We start from the raw sequence: 16,592 nt of genomic DNA on the forward strand, positions 1-16,592 counted from the left end.
TGTCACTACGCCAGCTCGAGCGCAGACGCCACAGCGACGGGATCGACCGGGATGGGTTCGACGACAGGCATTCCCGACAGTGCGGTGTCGGGGTCCTTGAGGCCGTTGCCGGTCACGGTGCAGACGACGGTCAGTCCGCTGTCCAGCCAGCCTTCCTTACGTGCGGCGAGCAGGCCGGCGATGCTTGCCGCCGACGCAGGCTCGACGAAGACACCTTCGGTCCTGGCGACCAGGCGGTAGGCCTCGAGAATCTCGTCGTCGGTGGCCGCACGGAACGCGCCGCCCGACTCTTCCTTGGCTGCGACCGCACCGTTCCACGACGCGGGCGAACCGATGCGGATCGCGGTGGCGATGGTTTCCGGATCCTTCACCGGTGCACCGCTGACGAGAGGTGCTGCGCCCGCGGCCTGGACACCGAGCATGCGCGGCTTGACCGACGTGATGCCGTCACGGAAATACTCGGAGTATCCACGCCAGTACGCGGTGATGTTTCCGGCGTTGCCGACCGGAAGTGCATGCACGTCAGGCGCTTTGCCGAGTGCGTCGCACACCTCGAACGCGGCCGTCTTCTGTCCCTCGATACGCACGGGGTTGACGGAGTTGACGAGGCCGATCGTCGGGAACTCGGCCGTGGTCTTACGGGCGAGCTCGAGGCAGTCGTCGAAGTTGCCCTGCACCTGAATGATCTTCGCGCCGTGCATGACTGCCTGGGCGAGCTTGCCCATTGCGATCTTGCCCTGCGGCACGAGCACCGCGCAGCCCATCTTGGCCTTGGCCGCGTACGCAGCGGCGGACGCCGACGTGTTGCCCGTCGACGCGCACAGCACAGCTTCCTGGCCGCGAGCGAGCGCGTCGGTGACGGCCATCGTCATACCGCGGTCCTTGAACGACCCCGTCGGGTTGAGCCCCTCCACCTTCAGATGTACGTCGCATCCGGTGATCTCGGACAGGTGCTCCGCGTGGATCAGCGGCGTGCCACCCTCGAGCAGGGTCACGGTCTTCCAGTCCGGTCCGAGAGCGAGGCGATCGCGGTACGCCTCGATCAGCCCTGGCCACGGCGTGTGAACGGTCATTCGGTGGTGCCTTCCAATCTGAGAACGCTTGCGACTGACGTGACGACGTCGAGCTTCTCGAGCGCCGAGACGGTTTCGGAGAGTGCGGAATCCGCGGCGACGTGGGTGACGACGACGAGGCGGGCGCCGTCGCCCGCATCCTGCTGACGGACTGTCGAGATACTGACGTCACGCTTGGAGAACTCGGCCGCGACCGTCGCCAGAACGCCCGGGCGATCGGCCACCTGCATGCTCACGTAGTACCGAGTGGGGATGTCTCCTATGGGCGCAACCTTGAGTTTGGCGTACTTCGACTCCAGCGGACCGCGTCCGCCGTAGAACTTGTTGCGTGCGGCCATCACCAGGTCGCCGAGCACGGCAGACGCCGTCGGCGAACCGCCTGCACCCTGTCCGTAGAACATGAGACGTCCTGCAGCCTCGGCTTCGACGACCACGGCGTTGAACGCGCCGTTCACCGTCGCCAGCGGGTGGTTCCGCGGAACGAGCGCCGGGTAGACGCGAGCGGAGATACGCTCCTTGCCCTTCGGCGTCGTGATGCGTTCGCAGATGGCGAGCAGCTTGATGGTGCAGTCGAGCGACCGTGCCGTCTGCAGGTCCTCCCCGGTGATCTTGCTGATGCCCTCGCGGTAGACGTCGCCCGCGGTGACGCGGGTGTGGAACGCGATCGACGCGAGAATCGCAGCCTTGGACGCGGCGTCGTAACCCTCGACGTCGGCGGTGGGATCCGCTTCGGCGTACCCGAGACGTCCCGCTTCGGCGAGCGTCTCGGCGTAGTCGGCACCCGTGTCGTCCATCGCGGACAGGATGAAGTTGGTCGTGCCGTTGACGATTCCGGCGACCTTGTTGACGCGATCGCCTGCGAGCGACTGCATCAGCGGGCGCACGACCGGAATGGCGCCCGCGACGGCAGCCTCGAAATACAGGTCGGCGCGGGACTTCTCGGCCGCGTCGTTGAGCTCGCCCGCGTACTCGGCGAGCAACGCCTTGTTCGCGGTGACGACCGACTTGCCCTTCTCGAGGGCCGAGAAGATCAGCTTGCGAGGAACGTCGATGCCGCCCAGCACCTCGACGACGAGATCGACGTCCTCGCGCTCGACGAGCGACGCCGGATCGTCGGTCAGCAACGAGGCGTCGACGCCACGATCACCGTCGATGCGACGCACTGCGATGCCCCGAATCTCCAGCGGCGCACCTACTCTCGCCTCGAAGTCGGCTGCGTTCTCGGTCAGAATGCGAACGACTTCGCTTCCGACGTTTCCGAGACCGAGAACGGCCACACCCAACGGCTTCGATGTCACGGCTGCACCTCCAAGCTGAGCAGATCTTCCAATGTCTCCCGGCGCAGAACGAGGCGGGACTTTCCGTCTTTCACTGCCACGACGGCAGGTCGAGTCAACAGGTTGTACCGACTGGACATCGAGTAGCAGTACGCACCGGTCGCGGCGACGGCCAACAGGTCGCCCGGTCCGACGTCGCTCGGCATCCACGTGTTCTTGATAACGATGTCGCCGCTCTCGCAATGCTTTCCGACGACCCGAGCGAGCACCGCATCCGATTCGCTGTCACGCGAGACCAACCTGCAGTCGTACTCGGCCTGGTACAGCGACGTACGAATGTTGTCGCTCATTCCACCGTCGACGCTGATGTAGCGGCGACGAGTCTTCGCATCGACCGTCACGTCCTTGGTGGTGCCGACCTCGTACAGCGTGACCGTGCCAGGACCGGCGATGGCGCGTCCCGGCTCGACGTCGATACGAGGCACCGGCAGGCCCACGGCCGCCGATTCGCTTGCGACGATGGACTTCAACTTCGCGGCGAGGTCCTCGACCGCGGGCGGGTCGTCACTGGCCACGTACGAGATGCCCATGCCGCCACCGAGATCGATGGTCGAGATCTGCGCAGTCTTGTCGGTACCGAACTCCGACACCACGTCTCGCAGCAGGCCCAGCAACTTGTGCGCGGCGAGTTCGAAACCGTCGACCTCGAAGATCTGCGAGCCGATGTGGCTGTGCAGTCCGACGAGTCGCAGGTTGTCGGCGGCGAAGACACGGCGAACCGCGTCCAGCGCCGAGCCGTCGGCCAGCGAGAATCCGAATTTCTGATCCTCGTGCGCGGTCGCGATGAACTCGTGCGTGTGTGCCTCGACCCCGACGGTGACGCGCACCAGGACGTCCTGAACGACACCGAGTTCTCCGGCGACGGCGTCGAGTCGGTCGATCTCGATGCTCGAGTCGAGTACGACGTGTTCGACCCCGGCTCGCACGCCTGCGGTCAGCTCGTCGATCGACTTGTTGTTGCCGTGCATGGCAATTCGGTTCGCCGGGAATCCCGCGGCGAGTGCGATGCCCAGTTCACCGCCGGAGCACACGTCGAGCGAGAGTCCCTCGTCGGCGATCCAGCGCGCTATCTCTCCGCACAGGAACGCTTTGGACGCGTAGTGAACTCGTGCCGGGTCACCGAACGCCGACGCCATTTCCCGTGCCCGCGAACGGAAGTCGTCCTCGTCGATGACGAACAGCGGGGTGCCGTACTGCTCGGCCAGTTCGGTGACCGGCACTCCGGCGAGGCGGACCACGCCGTCGTCGCCGCGAGCGGCGTTGCGCGGGAAGACATGCGCGGGAAGCGTTGTCATCTCCGACGCCGAGGCGGGTCGTTCCGTCCACGACTCCTTGGTCGCGACGTCGGCGTGCTTCGGACCGGCGGGATGCGCGTTCACATCCGCTCCGGTGCGCTGACGCCGAGCAGGTCGAGGCCGTTGGCCAGCACCTGCCGGGTTGCGTTGCCCAACGCCAAACGTGCGATGTTCACGGGGCCTGGCTCCTCGTCTCCTTGGGGAAGTACACGGCATGCACCGTAGAACCGGTGGTAGGCACCGGCCAGTTCTTCGAGGTACCGCGCAATGCGGTGCGGCTCACGCAGATTCGCCGCACTGGCTACGACGCGCGGGTATTCGCCGATCGTCCGGATCAGGTCGCCCTCCTGCTCCTGCGTCAGCAGGGACAGGTCCGGGTTCTCGGCGGACAGGCCCAGTTCGGCCGCGCCCCGTGCCAGCGACGCGAGCCGCGCGTGCGCGTACTGGACGTAGTAGACCGGGTTCTCGTTGCTCGCACTGGCCCACAGTTCGAGGTCGATGTCGATGCTCGAGTCGACCGACGAGCGCACGAGCACGTAGCGGGCCGCGTCGACGCCGATGGCGTCGACCAGGTCGTCGAGCGTGATGACGGTGCCCGCGCGCTTGCTCATCTTGACCGGGGCGCCGTCGCGCACCAGGTTGACCATCTGGCCGATGAGCACCTCGACGGTGTCGGGGTCGTCGCCGTACGCTGCCGCGGCGGCCTTGAGGCGACCCACGTAACCGTGGTGGTCCGCGCCGAGCATGTAGATGCACAGGTCGAAGCCGCGCTGGCGCTTGTTCTGGAAGTACGCGATGTCACCGGCGATGTACGCGGCGTTGCCGTCGCTCTTGATGACGACGCGATCCTTGTCGTCACCGAAGTCGGTGCTGCGCAGCCACCAGGCTCCGTCCTCGTGGTAGAGGCTTCCCGAGTTCTTCAGGTAGTCGACGGCCTTCTCGACCGCACCGGATTCGAACAGCGAGTTCTCGTGGAAGTACACGTCGAAGTCGACGCCGAACTCGTGCAGATTCTTCTTGATCTGCGCGAACATCAGGTCGACGCCGATGGACCGGAAGGTCTCGGCCTGTGCTTCGGGTGCCATCGCGAGCGCCTCGGGGCTCTTCGCGAGCACAGCCTGTGCAATTTCACCGATGTAGGCGCCCGCGTAGCCGTCCTCGGGCGCCGGTTCACCCTTCGCGGCGGCGATGAGCGAGCGGCTGAAGCGGTCGATCTGCGCACCGTGATCGTTGAAGTAGTACTCGCGTACCACCTCGGCTCCCTGAGCAGTCAGGATCCGGCCCAGCGCGTCGCCGACGGCTGCCCACCGGGTGCCGCCCAGGTGGATCGGGCCGGTCGGGTTCGCGGAGACGAACTCGAGGTTCACCTTGCGGCCTGCGAGCGCAGTTCCGTGGCCGTACGACGCGGCCGCGGTGAGCGCCTGGGCGACGATCGCGCCCTGCGCGTCCGCCGCGAGGCGAATGTTGAGGAATCCGGGGCCCGCGACGTCGGCGCTGGCGATCGCGGAGTCGGCGGCGAGGGCTTCGGCGAGCCAACCGGCGAAATCGCGCGGATTGGCGCCGGCTTTCTTGGCGACCTGAAGTGCGACGTTGGTCGCGTAGTCACCGTGCTCGGGGTTGCGGGGTCGTTCGACCGTCAGCTTCTGGGGCAGCACGGACGCGTCGAGACCGCGTTCGGCAAGCACCTTCGCGGCGGTCGCGTGTAGCAGTTCGGCAAGGTCGGCTGGAGTCACAGGTAGCTATCCTATGGTCTAGGGCAGGGTCGGTCGGCAGCCAGTACCTCATGAGGGCAGGCGTCACCCCCGGACGGCCTCAAAGCATGCGCTCAGAATGAGAACGTACAGTAATGGCGCCCTGCGATCTTGCAACCAGGTGCGCGGACACGTCGCACCTCCCACAACCGAAAGAGCGACGACAGCGATGCCCACGGGTTCCGATAGCGGCGGTCAGAGCAAGAAGTCGGCCGCCAAGGCCAACAAGGCCATCAAGGCCGCCAAGAGAAAGAGCGGCGTCCCGGCGACCAAATCCGGACGTCCGGGTCGGCAGATTCCCTGGCTGACGGTCGGAGCGATCGTCGTCGTGGTCGGTCTCATCGCGATTCTCGCGATCAACCTCGTTCCCAAGTACCAGCAGCGCGCCGAGACCCAGAAGTGGGAGCCGAGCGAGAGCAATCAGGACCCGTCGTCGCAGATCGCCGACGTGGTGAAGATGGAGTACCCGGCGGCGCTGCACGTCAGCCCGACCCAGCGCGTCGCGTACGACCAGACTCCCCCGTTCGGTGGACCGCACGATGCGGTGTGGGCCACGTGCACCGGCGTCGTCTACCCCGAGGCCATCCGTACCGAGAACGCCGTGCACTCGCTCGAACACGGCGCCGTATGGATCACGTACAACCCGGACGAACTCGGCGAGGATCAGATCTCCACTCTCGCCGACAAGGTCGACGGTGAGTCCTACATGCTGATGTCGCCGTACCCCGGCCAGGACTCCGCCGTGTCGCTGCAGTCGTGGGGCCACCAGCTGAAGCTCGACAGCGTCGACGACGAGCGCATCGATCACTTCATCGCTGCGCTGCGCCTGAACCGCTACGCATACCCCGAGGTCGGTGCCAGCTGCTCGACCGTGCCCGGCTCGTTCGATCCCGACAACCCGCCGCCGTTCGACGCGTCGGCTCCCGGGGCCGACGCCGTGCCGATGGACGGCGCGGGCATCACGCCCGACGCCAGCGAGACCGGCGCTACCGGTGGTCTGCCCGATGGCATGCAGCTTCCCTCCGATCTCCAACTCCCGACCGAAGCTCCGGCAGAACCGGCGCCCGCGTCCTGATGTCGGATCAACCCCGTAAGAAGTCCCAGGTCGCCGCGCTGGCGATCCTGGGACTGATCGCGGCCGTCGCCGTCGGATTCGCCCTCGGATTCCTCGCCAGGACCACCGTGCTCGGTGGCGACGACTCCGTGCCTGCAGCGGATTCGGTCGACGTCGGCTTCGCCCAGGACATGTCGGTGCACCACAACCAGGCCATCGACATGTCCTCGATCGCACTGACCAACGCAGCCGACCAGCCCGTGCGAACGCTCGCGTTCGACATGCTGACCTCGCAGCAGAACCAGGTGGGCCAGATGCAGGGCTGGCTGGCCATCTGGGACCGCGCTCCCGTCGGATCGAACGGCTACATGGGCTGGATGAAGGACGACGAAGGCCACTCCCACACGATGTCGATGGCCTCACAGCCGACAGGATCGGTTGCGGCCATGCCGGGCATGGCGACGGCCGACGAGCTCGCAGCATTGCGCCAAGCAACCGGCCCGGCCGTCGACGTGATGTTCCTGCAGTTGATGCTGCGGCACCACGAGGGCGGCCTGTCGATGATGGAGTACGCCGTCGACCACGCCGAGACTCCCGCTCTGAAGCGGCTCGCCGAATCGATGATCTCCACGCAGGAGAGCGAGGCCACGCTCATGAAGCAGATGCTCGCCGAGCGTGGCGCCCAACCCTTGGCGCCTAGCTAGAGACCGAGAACGTCCAGTCGGCCACCTCGGGCATGTCCTCGAGGTGCTCGACGACGTACTTCTCGTGCCGCGCGAGCTGGGACGTGCAGTAGTCGATCAGCTCTCCGCCCTTCTCGGGTACGCGACGCGACCGCCGTAGCGCCTCCAGCACGAGGTGGTAGCGGCTCATCTTGTTCAGCACGACCATGTCGAACGGTGTCGTCGTCGTGCCCTGTTCGTTGAAGCCGCGGACGTGGAACCGATCGGCACCCGTGCGTCCGTGCAGAAGCTCGTGCACGGCACGCGGGTAGCCGTGAAAGGCGAAGACGACGTCTGCATCGGCGGTGAACAGATCGACGAACTTCGTCTCCGGGAAGCCGTGCGGATGCTCCTCCGGCGTCAGCAACCCCATCAGATCGACGACGTTGACGACGCGCACCCGCAGGTACGGGACCCATTCGCGCAGAATCTGCGCGGCCGCGAGAATCTCCTGCGTCGGCACGTCACCGGCCGCCGCGAGCACGATGTCCGGCTCGCTCGGCGTCCCGGCCGTGTCGGTCTCGGTGCCTGCCCATTCCCAGATCGACGCGCCGGCCGCGCAGTGCTCGTGAGCCTGCTCCAACGTCAGGTACTGCAGGTGCGGCTGCTTGTCGACGACGATCAGATTGACGTGATCGCGGCTGCGCAGACAGTGATCGGAGATCGACAACAGCGTGTTCGAGTCCGGCGGCAACCAGACACGCACGACGTCGGGTGCCAGCGGGATGACTGCGTCGATCATGCCCGGCCCCTGGTGGCTGAAGCCGTTGTGATCGTTGCGCCAGCACGTGCTCGTCAGCAACACGTTGAGCGACGCCACCGGCTCACGCCAGGGCAGGTCCGCGGCGTGCTGCAGCCACTTGACGTGCTGGATCATCATCGAGACGCTGACCATCGCGAACGCCTCGTAGCTGGCGAACACGCCGTGTCCGCCCGCCAGCAGATAGCCTTCCAGCCAGCCCTCGCAGAGATGTTCACTCAGCACCTCCATGACGCGTCCGTCGGGCGAGAGGTGGTCGTCCCACTCCTCGATCGGCAGCTGCCAGCACCGGTCGGTCGCGTCGAACACCGCCGCCAGGCGATTGCTGGCCGTCTCGTCCGGGCAGAACAGCCGGAAGTCACCGCCACCGTCGTCGCGGGTGTTGTCCGCATAGATGTCGCGCATCAGCTCGCCGAGCACACGCGTCGTCTCGTGGAATCCGGCGCCGGGTGCCTCGATCGGGATCTCGTACTTCTCGAGCGGCGGAATTCGTAGCGGTCGTAGAAGCCTGCCGCCGTTCGCGTACGGCGTCGACCCCATGCGCTTGTCTCCCGACGGAGCAAGTGCCGCAAGCTCTTTCACCAGGGCACCGTCGTCGTCGAACAGGTTCTGCGGCTCGTAGGACCGCATCCAGGATTCCAACTGCGCGAGGTGGTCGGGGTCGGTGCGAACCCCGGACAGCGGAACCTGGTGCGCGCGAAAGGTTCCCTCGACGAGTGTGCCGTCGACGGTGTGCGGGCCGGTCCATCCCTTCGGGGTGCGCAGAACGATCGCGGGCCAACGCAAGTCTGGCTTCCCGCCGGAACGGGCAGTGCTCTGTATCGCACGAATCGTGTTGTGTGACTCGCGGATCGCCCGTTCGAGAGCCGGGAACACCTGCCGCGGATCGTCTCCCGATACGACGACCGGATCCCATCCCTGCCCGCGCAGGAATGCGTCGACGTCCTCGTCGCTGCTGCGGCCGAACACCGTCGGCCCCGCGATCTTGGCGCCGTTGAGATTCAGGATCGGCAGCACCGCGCCGTCCCGGCGGGGATTCAGGAACGCCGGTAGCTTCCACGATCCGGCGAGCGGGCCCGTTTCCGCCTCCCCGTCACCGATGACGCACGCGACGGTCAGATCGGGCCGATCGAACGCCGCGCCGCCCGCGTGCACGAGCGCGTACCCGAGTTCGCCGCCTTCGTGGATGCTGCCGGGGGTCTGGACGCTGACATGGCTAGGGATGCCGCCGGGCGACGAGAACTGACGGCAGAGCCGTCGAACGCCCTCGGTGTCGCGGGAAACGTGCGGATAGACCTCCGAATACGTGCCTTCCAGATAGGTCGACGCCACCAGCGCAGGCCCTCCGTGACCGGGTCCGGTCACGTACAGCCAATCCGAGTCGGTGTTCTTGATATGCCGGTTGAGCAGCGCATAGATCATCGACAGCGCCGGGCTCGTCCCCCAGTGGCCGAGGAGGCGAGGCTTGATGTGGGCCGCGGTCAGCGGCTCACCGAGGAGAGTGTTGTCCTGCAGATAGATCTGAGCGACGGTCAGATAGTTTGCCGCCGCCCACCATTTCAAGTCGAGATCCAGGTCGTCCGTCGAGTAGTCCTGTGCTGTCACCGATCATCCTTTCGGCTGGTCTTGACTGTCCCCCGTACCCACGACACTAGGTCGATTTCGGCTGCCGGGGGTGATGCGCTAGTCTTGGACCCGCCCTGGCCCCCGTAGCTCAGGGGATAGAGCGTTCGCCTCCGGAGCGAAAGGCCGCAGGTTCGAATCCTGCCGGGGGCACACCTTCTTCCATCACTCGATGCGAGTATGGCTGTGTGCCCGATCAAGTCGATTTCGACGACGTAGCCGACGAACTGTATTCGCTCGACCCCTCCGAGTTCGTCGCCGCGCGCAAGGACGCCGTCGCCCGCGCCCGTAAAGCCGGCGACCGAAAAACTGCCACCACCATCGGAGCGCTGCGCAAACCCACCGTCGTCGCGTGGATGGTCAATCTGCTGGTCCGCGAGGAACCCGAGGACGTCGCCGAACTGTTCGACCTCGGCGACAGTCTGCGCGAGGCTCAAAGACGTTCGGCCGCCGACGAGCTCAAGGAACTGTCCGGGGCACGCCAGCAGGCGATCCGGGCGCTGACGCGTCGCGCCGTGAAGATCGCAGCCGAGCACGGCAAACCAGGCGCCGACGACGCGGAACGTGAAATCGGTCAGACCCTGAACGCGGCTCTCGCAGATCCCGACGTCGGCGAGCGGGTCAGGGCGGGCCGCGTCGTCACGGCCGAGTCGTACAGCGGGTTCGGTCCCGCGATGCTTGCGTTGGCACCGGAGCTTCCCGACGAGGAAGAGGAGCCGGGCGCAGAGCAGACCACCGACGAGGAGACCGCCGACGAAGAGCCCGAAACCGTCGACCAGAAAGCCCTCGACGAGGCCAGGGAACAATTGGAGGAAGCGAAGGAGGACGAGGCGTCGGCGCGCGCCGACGCCGAATCCGCCCGCGCCGATGCAGAATCCGCCGAAGAGAACCTCGCCGAGGTCAAGGAGCGGCTCGCTCGACTGCGTAGCGAACTACACGAAGCCGAGGAGCAGGAAGCCGAAGCGCGTCGGACCGTGAAGTCGGCCGATCGTGAAGCCAGGCGCCTGAAGCGAGTGCTCACCGACGCAGAGGCGCGGACGGAGGAGGCGCAGAACGCGCTCGACCGCGCTAGGCAGGCTCGATGATGGCGGTGATGGTGGTGATGTCCCCTGCCGGGATCTCGAAGTGCTCGGTGACGGACACGGTCACGCCGCCGTCCAGGTCGAGCAGATAGCGCCCGACGACGCTGGTGCCCCACTCCCGGAAGGCGAGATCACGCACCGCGACGATGGGCTTGTACTGCTGTCCTTGTTCCAGGTCGTCGCGGATGAACTGGCCGGTGTCGCCGGTGCTGTTTCCGTTCTCGACGCGTCGGCACGCGTCGGCAAGTCGCAGTTTGGTGGCGTCGTGACTGACGAGAGCCTTGATGTACTCGCGTGCCATCGCGACCCGTCCGGAGTCGGCGTCGCGCGTCGCATGCGCGGCAATTCCGCGCAGCAGCGGCTCGGAAAGTTCCGGCCGACAGATCAGCAGATCCGGCACGTACGGATGAGAGTTGTTGTACGTCAACGGCGTTCCGTCGATTCGTGAGCAGTGCAGCCCGGCCGCCAGCGCAACACCGACGGGCGCGGCCGAGTCCCATTCCCACTGCCCACCGGAGTGGACGTACGCGTCGACGTCCCCGCGCACGACGGCCATCGCCTTGGCTCCGGCGGACCCCATCGTGACGACGTCGCCGCCGACGTCGGCCGCGAGCGCGTCCATGTAATACGGCGGGCGGCTGTCGCTGACGACGAGCTGCGGTCTGCGGTCCGACCGCGCCGGCAGGCTCACGTCCGCAGTCGAATACATGACGCCTGCAGCCGGTTGCGCGACGGCCGACGCCGTCATCCCCTTCCCTGCTTCCCACAGACCGACGTGCACGGCCCAGTCGGCGCGGTCGCTCATGCCGTATTCGCGTGATCCGTCGAGCGGATCGATGATCCAGACGCGTGAGGCGTCGAGGCGGGCGCGATCGTCGACCGACTCCTCCGAAAGCACCGCGTCGTCCGGACGGTCGGTCTTCAGCCGCGCGAGGATCAGGTCGTTGGCCTGCGCGTCGCCGAGACGGCCCAGTTCGCGTCCCGTCACGCTCGCGCCGTCCCGAATCTCCAGCAGCAACTCCCCCGCAGCGCGCGCGACGTCGGCGGCGAAGTGGGCGTCGTCCTCCAGCGAATACGTCACGCGCTCAACAATTCCACAATTCGCGCCGCTTGCGCCGCGGGATCGCCGTCCGACGGCCGCAGCACGAGGTCGGGGTGCTCGGGCGCCTCGTAGGGATCGTCGACGCCGGTGAACCCCGTGATCTCACCGGCACGCGCCTTGGCGTACATGCCCTTCGGGTCACGCTGTGCGCAGACCTCGAGCGGCGTGTCGACGTGGACCTCGAAGAACGGCAGGCCCGCACGGTCGTGGACACGTCTCGCGTCGTCGCGGTCCGCGCGATACGGGCTGATGAGGCAGGCAATGGCGACGAGCCCCGCGTCGGCCATCAGTCCGGCGACCTCGCCGACGCGTCGCACGTTCTCGGCGCGGCTCGTCCGACCGAATCCGAGATCGGAGTTGAGTCCGTGCCGCAGGTTGTCGCCGTCGAGCCGATACGCGGGCCTACCCGACGCCACCAGAATCCGCTCGAGTTCCGCCGCGATCGTCGACTTTCCCGACGCCGACAACCCGGTCAGCCACACGGTCGCCCCTCGGGTCGCGCGACTCTCGCGTTCGACTCGCGCAGCGTGCCACACGACGTTCGATGCCGTCAGAGCCGGCCCGCCGATCATCCCCGCTGCGACGGTGGCGCCGGTGCTCTCGTTCACGAGCAGAAAGCTTCCGGTCACGCGGTTGCGGCGATACGGGTCGAAGAACAGCGGGTTCTGCGTGCGGATGCGGACGCGGCCGATGTCGTTGAGCGACAACGACTCTGCCGACCTGTCTCGGTGCAGGGTGTCGACGTCCAGTCGATAGTCGAGTCGGGTGACATGCGCGATCGTGGAGTTGCTGGTGTGCAGCATCAGATAGCGATCTTCGGGCCGCAGTTCCGCGCCCTCGGCGAGCCAACACACCATCGCGTCGATGTCCGTGCCGATGTCGGGACGATTGTTCGGACGGCACAGCATGTCGCCACGGCCGACGTCGAGCGGATCGTCGAGTTCGAGACAGACTGCCGACGATGCGAATCCCTCGGTGATCTTCGCTCCGCCCGGTCCCCACACCGCCGAGATCCGCGTCCGAAAACCCGACGGAAGGACCACGATTTCGTCGCCCGGCGCGAACACACCTCCGGCGACCGTGCCCGCCAACCCCCGAAAGTCGCGATGCTCACCGTCGTCTTTCGGCCTGATCACGTATTGCACCGGGAACCGTGCGTCGATGAGGTTGCGGTCCGACGCGACGTGCACCTCCTCAAGAACGTGCATCAGAGAACCACCCGTGTACCACGGCATCGACTCGGTTCGGTGCACCACGTTGTCGCCGCCCAAGGCGCACATCGGAACGAACGTCAGATCGTGCACGTCGAGTTTGGTTGCGAACGAGGAGAAGTCGGCCTTGATCTCCTCGAATCGATCCTCGGACCAGTCGACGAGGTCCATCTTGTTGACGCACAACACCAGATGCGCGACGCCGAGCAACGACGCCAGGAACGCGTGACGCCTGGTCTGTTGGAGTACCCCGGCCCTGGCGTCGACGAGAATCAATGCGAGGTCGGCCGTCGACGCGCCCGTCACCATGTTGCGCGTGTACTGCACGTGGCCCGGCGTGTCCGCGACGACGAATTTTCTTTTCGGCGTGGAGAAGTAGCGGTAGGCGACGTCGATGGTGATGCCCTGTTCACGCTCGGCGCGCAGCCCGTCGGTGAGCAGGGCGAGGTCGACGTCGTCACCGCCGCGGGCGCGCGACGTTCGTTCGACGGCATCCCACTGGTCGTCGAAGATCGCCTTCGAGTCGTACAGCAACCGGCCGATGAGCGTCGACTTGCCGTCGTCGACGCTTCCTGCCGTGGCCACCCTGAGCAACTCGGACATCAGAAGTAGCCTTCCTTCTTGCGATCTTCCATGCCGGTGTCCGAGATTCGGTCGTCGGCGCGCGTTGCACCGCGTTCGGTGGTGCGTGTTGATGCGATCTCGGCGACGACGGCAGCGGGATCGTCGGCTGTCGAGCGGACGCACCCGGTGCACGTGGCGTCGCCGACGGTGCGGAAGCGGACGAGCGCGTCGAACGGCTCGTCGTCCCGTATGTCGACGAACCGTGTTGCTGCCAACAGCATTCCGTCACGCGACACGACCTGCCGCCGGTGCGCGTAGTACAGATTCGGCAGCGCGATGCCTTCGGCCGCGATGTACTGCCATATGTCGAGCTCGGTCCAGTTCGACAGAGGGAACACCCGACAGTGCTCACCGCGTTGGTGACGACCGTTGTACAGCTGCCACAGTTCCGGCCGCTGTTTGCGTGGATCCCACTGCCCGTGCTCGTCGCGAAAACTGAACACGCGTTCCTTCGCGCGCGCCTTCTCCTCGTCGCGGCGCGCTCCCCCGAACACCGCGTCGAAGTTCCTCTCCTCGATCGCACGCAGCAACGTTCTGGTCTGCAGACGATTCCGAGAGCCGCCCGGATCCGGAATCGACCGGCCCGCGTCGATGTCGTCCTGCACTCGCGCGACGATGAGCGGGATGCCGAGGCGGGCGACCGTACGATCCCGGAAGTCGATGACCTCGTCGAAGTTGTGGCCGGTGTCGACGTGCAACGCCGCGAACGGGATTCGGGCGGGCCAGAACGCCTTCGCTGCGACATGCAGCATGACGACGGAGTCCTTGCCGCCGGAGAACAGCAGCACCGGTCGTTCCGCGGTGGCCGCCACTTCCCGAAAGATGTGCACGGCCTCGGCTTCGAGCGCGCCGAGGTGCGACAGTGCGTACTCGGTCGATGCCACGGCACACTCCTTCGCAATGGAACCCGTTGCAACTGCCCTTCTGGTCATTGACCAGCAACACCATGCACCATATCCTCATATACTAGAACCTGTTCTACATTTGATCGTGACAATCGGAACGAGGAGATGCGCGTGCTCACCGAGGCATTCACCGACGCGATCGCGGCGGCCGAGAAGATCGTCGAGGAGGCGCCACACGCACGCGACGAGCGCGATCTCGCCGAGGGCCTCGACTATCTGGCCGGCAACATTCAGGCGTCGATCCAGATGGCGTGGGCATACGATCCCGACTTTCCGCACTTCGCGTCGTCCACCGGCCCGTACACCAAGATGGGCCTGGACAACCCGGACACGCTGTACTTCCACGCGAACATCCGCGACGACGAGGAGTACATCGTCTCCGGAAGGCGCGGGACCACAACCGATCTGAGCTTTCAGATACTGAAGGGCGATTATTCGCCCGTCGACGTCCCGGACAGCCTCACCGCATTCGACGATCGACAGATCGAGATCTCACCCGACGGTAGCTTCGAACTCCACTTCGGCCCGGCGTCGGACCTACCGAACCACTTCACGCTGGGCCCGGGATCGTCGATGCTGGTCGTGCGCGAGGTCTACGGCGACTGGTCCGCCGAGCGCGGCACCCTGACCATCCGTCGCGTCGGGAGCGACGGCGACGCACCACCGCCGCACTCCAAAGAGGCTGTCGCGAAACGGTATTCGACGGCAGGCAAGATGCTCGTCGGCCGGCTGCGCACATTTCTCCAGTTTCCGCAGTGGTACTACCTGAACCTCGACGTCAACACGATGACCGAGCCGCGGCTCACGCCAGGAGGACTCAGCACCCAGTACTCGTCGGCCGGACACTACGAGCTCGGCGCGGACCAGGCGATGATCATCACCGTCCCGAAATCCGATGCGCCCTATCAGGGATTCCAACTCGGCAGTCTCTGGTACATCTCGCTCGACTACATCGATCATCAGACGTCGCTGACGTCGGAGCAGGCACAGGTTGACCCCGACGGCAACATCCGACTGGTCGTGAGCGAACGAAATCCCCACGTGACCAACTGGATCGAGACCACAGGGCACTCGCGCGGGTACGCACAGTTTCGGTGGCAGCGCGTATCCCGAGCCATGACCGCAGCCGACGGACCGATCATCGAGGTGGTCGACTTCGACCAAGTGGCCTCGCGGCTGCCGTTCCACGAACTCAACAAGATTTCCGACGACGACTTCGCCCGGCGGATCGCCGCACGCCGCGATGCCGTCGCACGACGGATGCTCGGATGACCGGTCTGCTCGACGGCTCCGTCGTCGTCGTCTCCGGCATCGGCCCCTCACTCGGCAGGTCCATCGCGCTGCGGTGTGCAGCCGAAGGCGCCGATCTGGTGTTGGCCGCCCGCACCGCGAGCTACCTCGACGACGTCGCGAAGGAGGTCGCCGGTCTCGGTCGGCAGGCGGTCGCCGTGCCCACCGACATCACCGACGAGGCGTCGGCGACGAGGTTGGTCGTCAAGGCCGTCGACGCGTTCGGGCACGTCGACGCGCTGATCAACAATGCTTTCGCGATCCCGTCGATGAAGGACCTCGCGCACACCGAGCCCGCGAGCATCAGGGCAGGGCTCGAACTGTCGCTGTTCGGGACACTGCGCCTGTCGCAGCTGTTCACTTCCGCATTGACGAAGTCCCGCGGTTCGATCGTCATGATCAATTCTGCGGTCATCCGACACTCCCAGCCGAAGTACGGTGGCTACAAGATCGCCAAGGCGTCGCTGCTGGCGATGTCGCAGACCCTGGCGAGTGAACTCGGACCGCAGGGGATCCGCGTCAACACCGTTGCGCCGGGCTATATCTGGGGTTCGACGTTGAAGAGCTACTTCGAGCATCTGGCCCAGAAGTACAGCACGACGAGCGAACAGATCTATCGGCAGACCGCGTCGACCATGGATCTACGACGGCTGCCCGAACCCGACGAGATCGCCGACGCCGTCGTGTTCCTCTCGTCGTCGCGCGCACGGGCGATCACCGGCCAGTGTCTGGACGTGAACTGCGGCGAATACCACCACTAGGA

The 16,592-nt window shown here is 66.1% G+C and carries 13 protein-coding genes and 1 tRNA gene; 6 read left to right on the forward strand and 8 right to left on the reverse strand.

The window, feature by feature from the left end:
* Positions 1–5: 5 nt before the first annotated feature.
* From thrC to argS, 4 genes are read right to left on the reverse strand one after another with little or no spacing between them, the layout of a single operon-like run.
* Positions 6–1,073 carry a threonine synthase gene (thrC, locus tag RhoFasB10_RS10100; protein ID WP_068429402.1) on the reverse strand — a complete coding sequence of 356 codons (1,068 nt, stop codon included), beginning with the start codon at positions 1,071–1,073 and terminating at the stop codon, positions 6–8.
* Complete coding sequence (locus RhoFasB10_RS10105) at positions 1,070–2,371, reverse strand: homoserine dehydrogenase (protein ID WP_068429404.1); 1,302 nt, start codon at positions 2,369–2,371, stop codon at positions 1,070–1,072. The genes thrC and RhoFasB10_RS10105 overlap by 4 nt, the downstream gene beginning before the upstream one ends.
* Positions 2,368–3,789 carry a diaminopimelate decarboxylase gene (gene lysA / locus RhoFasB10_RS10110; protein ID WP_068429407.1) on the reverse strand — a complete coding sequence of 474 codons (1,422 nt, stop codon included), beginning with the start codon at positions 3,787–3,789 and terminating at the stop codon, positions 2,368–2,370. The genes RhoFasB10_RS10105 and lysA overlap by 4 nt, the downstream gene beginning before the upstream one ends.
* On the reverse strand, positions 3,786–5,438 hold the full coding sequence (argS, locus tag RhoFasB10_RS10115; protein ID WP_068429410.1) for an arginine--tRNA ligase: 1,653 nt from the start codon (positions 5,436–5,438) through the stop codon (positions 3,786–3,788). Before argS ends, lysA begins: the two co-directional genes overlap by 4 nt.
* Before the next feature lie 187 nt (positions 5,439–5,625).
* On the opposite strand from argS, the gene RhoFasB10_RS10120 reads away from it, so the two are divergent.
* Both RhoFasB10_RS10120 and RhoFasB10_RS10125 read left to right on the forward strand, forming a co-directional pair.
* Positions 5,626–6,531: a DUF3105 domain-containing protein gene (locus tag RhoFasB10_RS10120; protein ID WP_068429413.1), complete on the forward strand. Its 906-nt coding sequence runs from the start codon at positions 5,626–5,628 to the stop codon at positions 6,529–6,531.
* Positions 6,531–7,214, forward strand: a complete 684-nt coding sequence (locus RhoFasB10_RS10125; RefSeq protein WP_068429416.1) for a DUF305 domain-containing protein — start codon at positions 6,531–6,533, stop codon at positions 7,212–7,214. The genes RhoFasB10_RS10120 and RhoFasB10_RS10125 overlap by 1 nt, the downstream gene beginning before the upstream one ends.
* Here the strand turns inward: RhoFasB10_RS10125 and RhoFasB10_RS10130 are convergent.
* Positions 7,207–9,597 (reverse strand): phosphoketolase family protein, encoded by a 2,391-nt coding sequence (locus RhoFasB10_RS10130; protein ID WP_068429418.1) that lies wholly within the window; start codon positions 9,595–9,597, stop codon positions 7,207–7,209. The two genes, RhoFasB10_RS10125 and RhoFasB10_RS10130, sit on opposite strands and share 8 nt — an antisense overlap.
* Before the next feature lie 98 nt (positions 9,598–9,695).
* Here RhoFasB10_RS10130 and RhoFasB10_RS10135 point away from each other — a divergent pair.
* Together RhoFasB10_RS10135 and RhoFasB10_RS10140 are read left to right on the forward strand one after the other, a co-directional pair.
* Positions 9,696–9,768, forward strand: a tRNA-Arg gene (locus tag RhoFasB10_RS10135).
* A gap of 35 nt (positions 9,769–9,803) precedes the next feature.
* A complete protein-coding gene (locus RhoFasB10_RS10140) occupies positions 9,804–10,700 on the forward strand; it encodes a hypothetical protein (RefSeq protein WP_167676263.1) in 897 nt (298 codons plus the stop codon).
* Here the strand turns inward: RhoFasB10_RS10140 and RhoFasB10_RS10145 are convergent.
* From RhoFasB10_RS10145 to cysD, 3 genes are read right to left on the reverse strand one after another with little or no spacing between them, the layout of a single operon-like run.
* Positions 10,684–11,766: a 3'(2'),5'-bisphosphate nucleotidase CysQ gene (locus tag RhoFasB10_RS10145; RefSeq protein WP_068429454.1), complete on the reverse strand. Its 1,083-nt coding sequence runs from the start codon at positions 11,764–11,766 to the stop codon at positions 10,684–10,686. The two genes, RhoFasB10_RS10140 and RhoFasB10_RS10145, sit on opposite strands and share 17 nt — an antisense overlap.
* An 8-nt stretch (positions 11,767–11,774) precedes the next feature.
* Positions 11,775–13,613 (reverse strand): adenylyl-sulfate kinase, encoded by a 1,839-nt coding sequence (gene cysC, locus RhoFasB10_RS10150; RefSeq protein WP_068429424.1) that lies wholly within the window; start codon positions 13,611–13,613, stop codon positions 11,775–11,777.
* Positions 13,613–14,518, reverse strand: coding sequence for a sulfate adenylyltransferase subunit CysD (gene cysD / locus RhoFasB10_RS10155; protein ID WP_346764376.1), 906 nt, complete (start codon positions 14,516–14,518; stop codon positions 13,613–13,615). The genes cysC and cysD overlap by 1 nt, the downstream gene beginning before the upstream one ends.
* A 132-nt stretch (positions 14,519–14,650) precedes the next feature.
* Between cysD and RhoFasB10_RS10160 the strand changes: the two genes are divergently transcribed.
* Both RhoFasB10_RS10160 and RhoFasB10_RS10165 read left to right on the forward strand, forming a co-directional pair.
* The gene (locus RhoFasB10_RS10160) at positions 14,651–15,811 is read left to right on the forward strand and encodes a hypothetical protein (protein ID WP_167676267.1); all 1,161 of its coding nucleotides are present in this window, start codon (positions 14,651–14,653) and stop codon (positions 15,809–15,811) included.
* Complete coding sequence (locus RhoFasB10_RS10165; protein ID WP_167676269.1) at positions 15,808–16,590, forward strand: SDR family oxidoreductase; 783 nt, start codon at positions 15,808–15,810, stop codon at positions 16,588–16,590. Before RhoFasB10_RS10160 ends, RhoFasB10_RS10165 begins: the two co-directional genes overlap by 4 nt.
* Positions 16,591–16,592: the final 2 nt, after the last annotated feature.

This window comes from Rhodococcus sp. B10, assembly GCF_011770055.1.
Lineage (GTDB): Bacteria > Actinomycetota > Actinomycetes > Mycobacteriales > Mycobacteriaceae > Rhodococcoides > Rhodococcoides kyotonensis_B.

Excerpts from the sequence above, each read along its gene's own strand:
- RhoFasB10_RS10165 (WP_167676269.1), top strand. The coding sequence starts at position 15,808 with ATGACCGGTCTGCTCGACGGCTCCGTCGTCGTCGTCTCCGGCATCGGC.
- cysC (WP_068429424.1), bottom strand. The coding sequence starts at position 13,613 with ATGTCCGAGTTGCTCAGGGTGGCCACGGCAGGAAGCGTCGACGACGGC.
- thrC (WP_068429402.1), bottom strand. The coding sequence starts at position 1,073 with ATGACCGTTCACACGCCGTGGCCAGGGCTGATCGAGGCGTACCGCGAT.
- RhoFasB10_RS10120 (WP_068429413.1), top strand. The coding sequence starts at position 5,626 with ATGCCCACGGGTTCCGATAGCGGCGGTCAGAGCAAGAAGTCGGCCGCC.
- RhoFasB10_RS10125 (WP_068429416.1), top strand. The coding sequence starts at position 6,531 with ATGTCGGATCAACCCCGTAAGAAGTCCCAGGTCGCCGCGCTGGCGATC.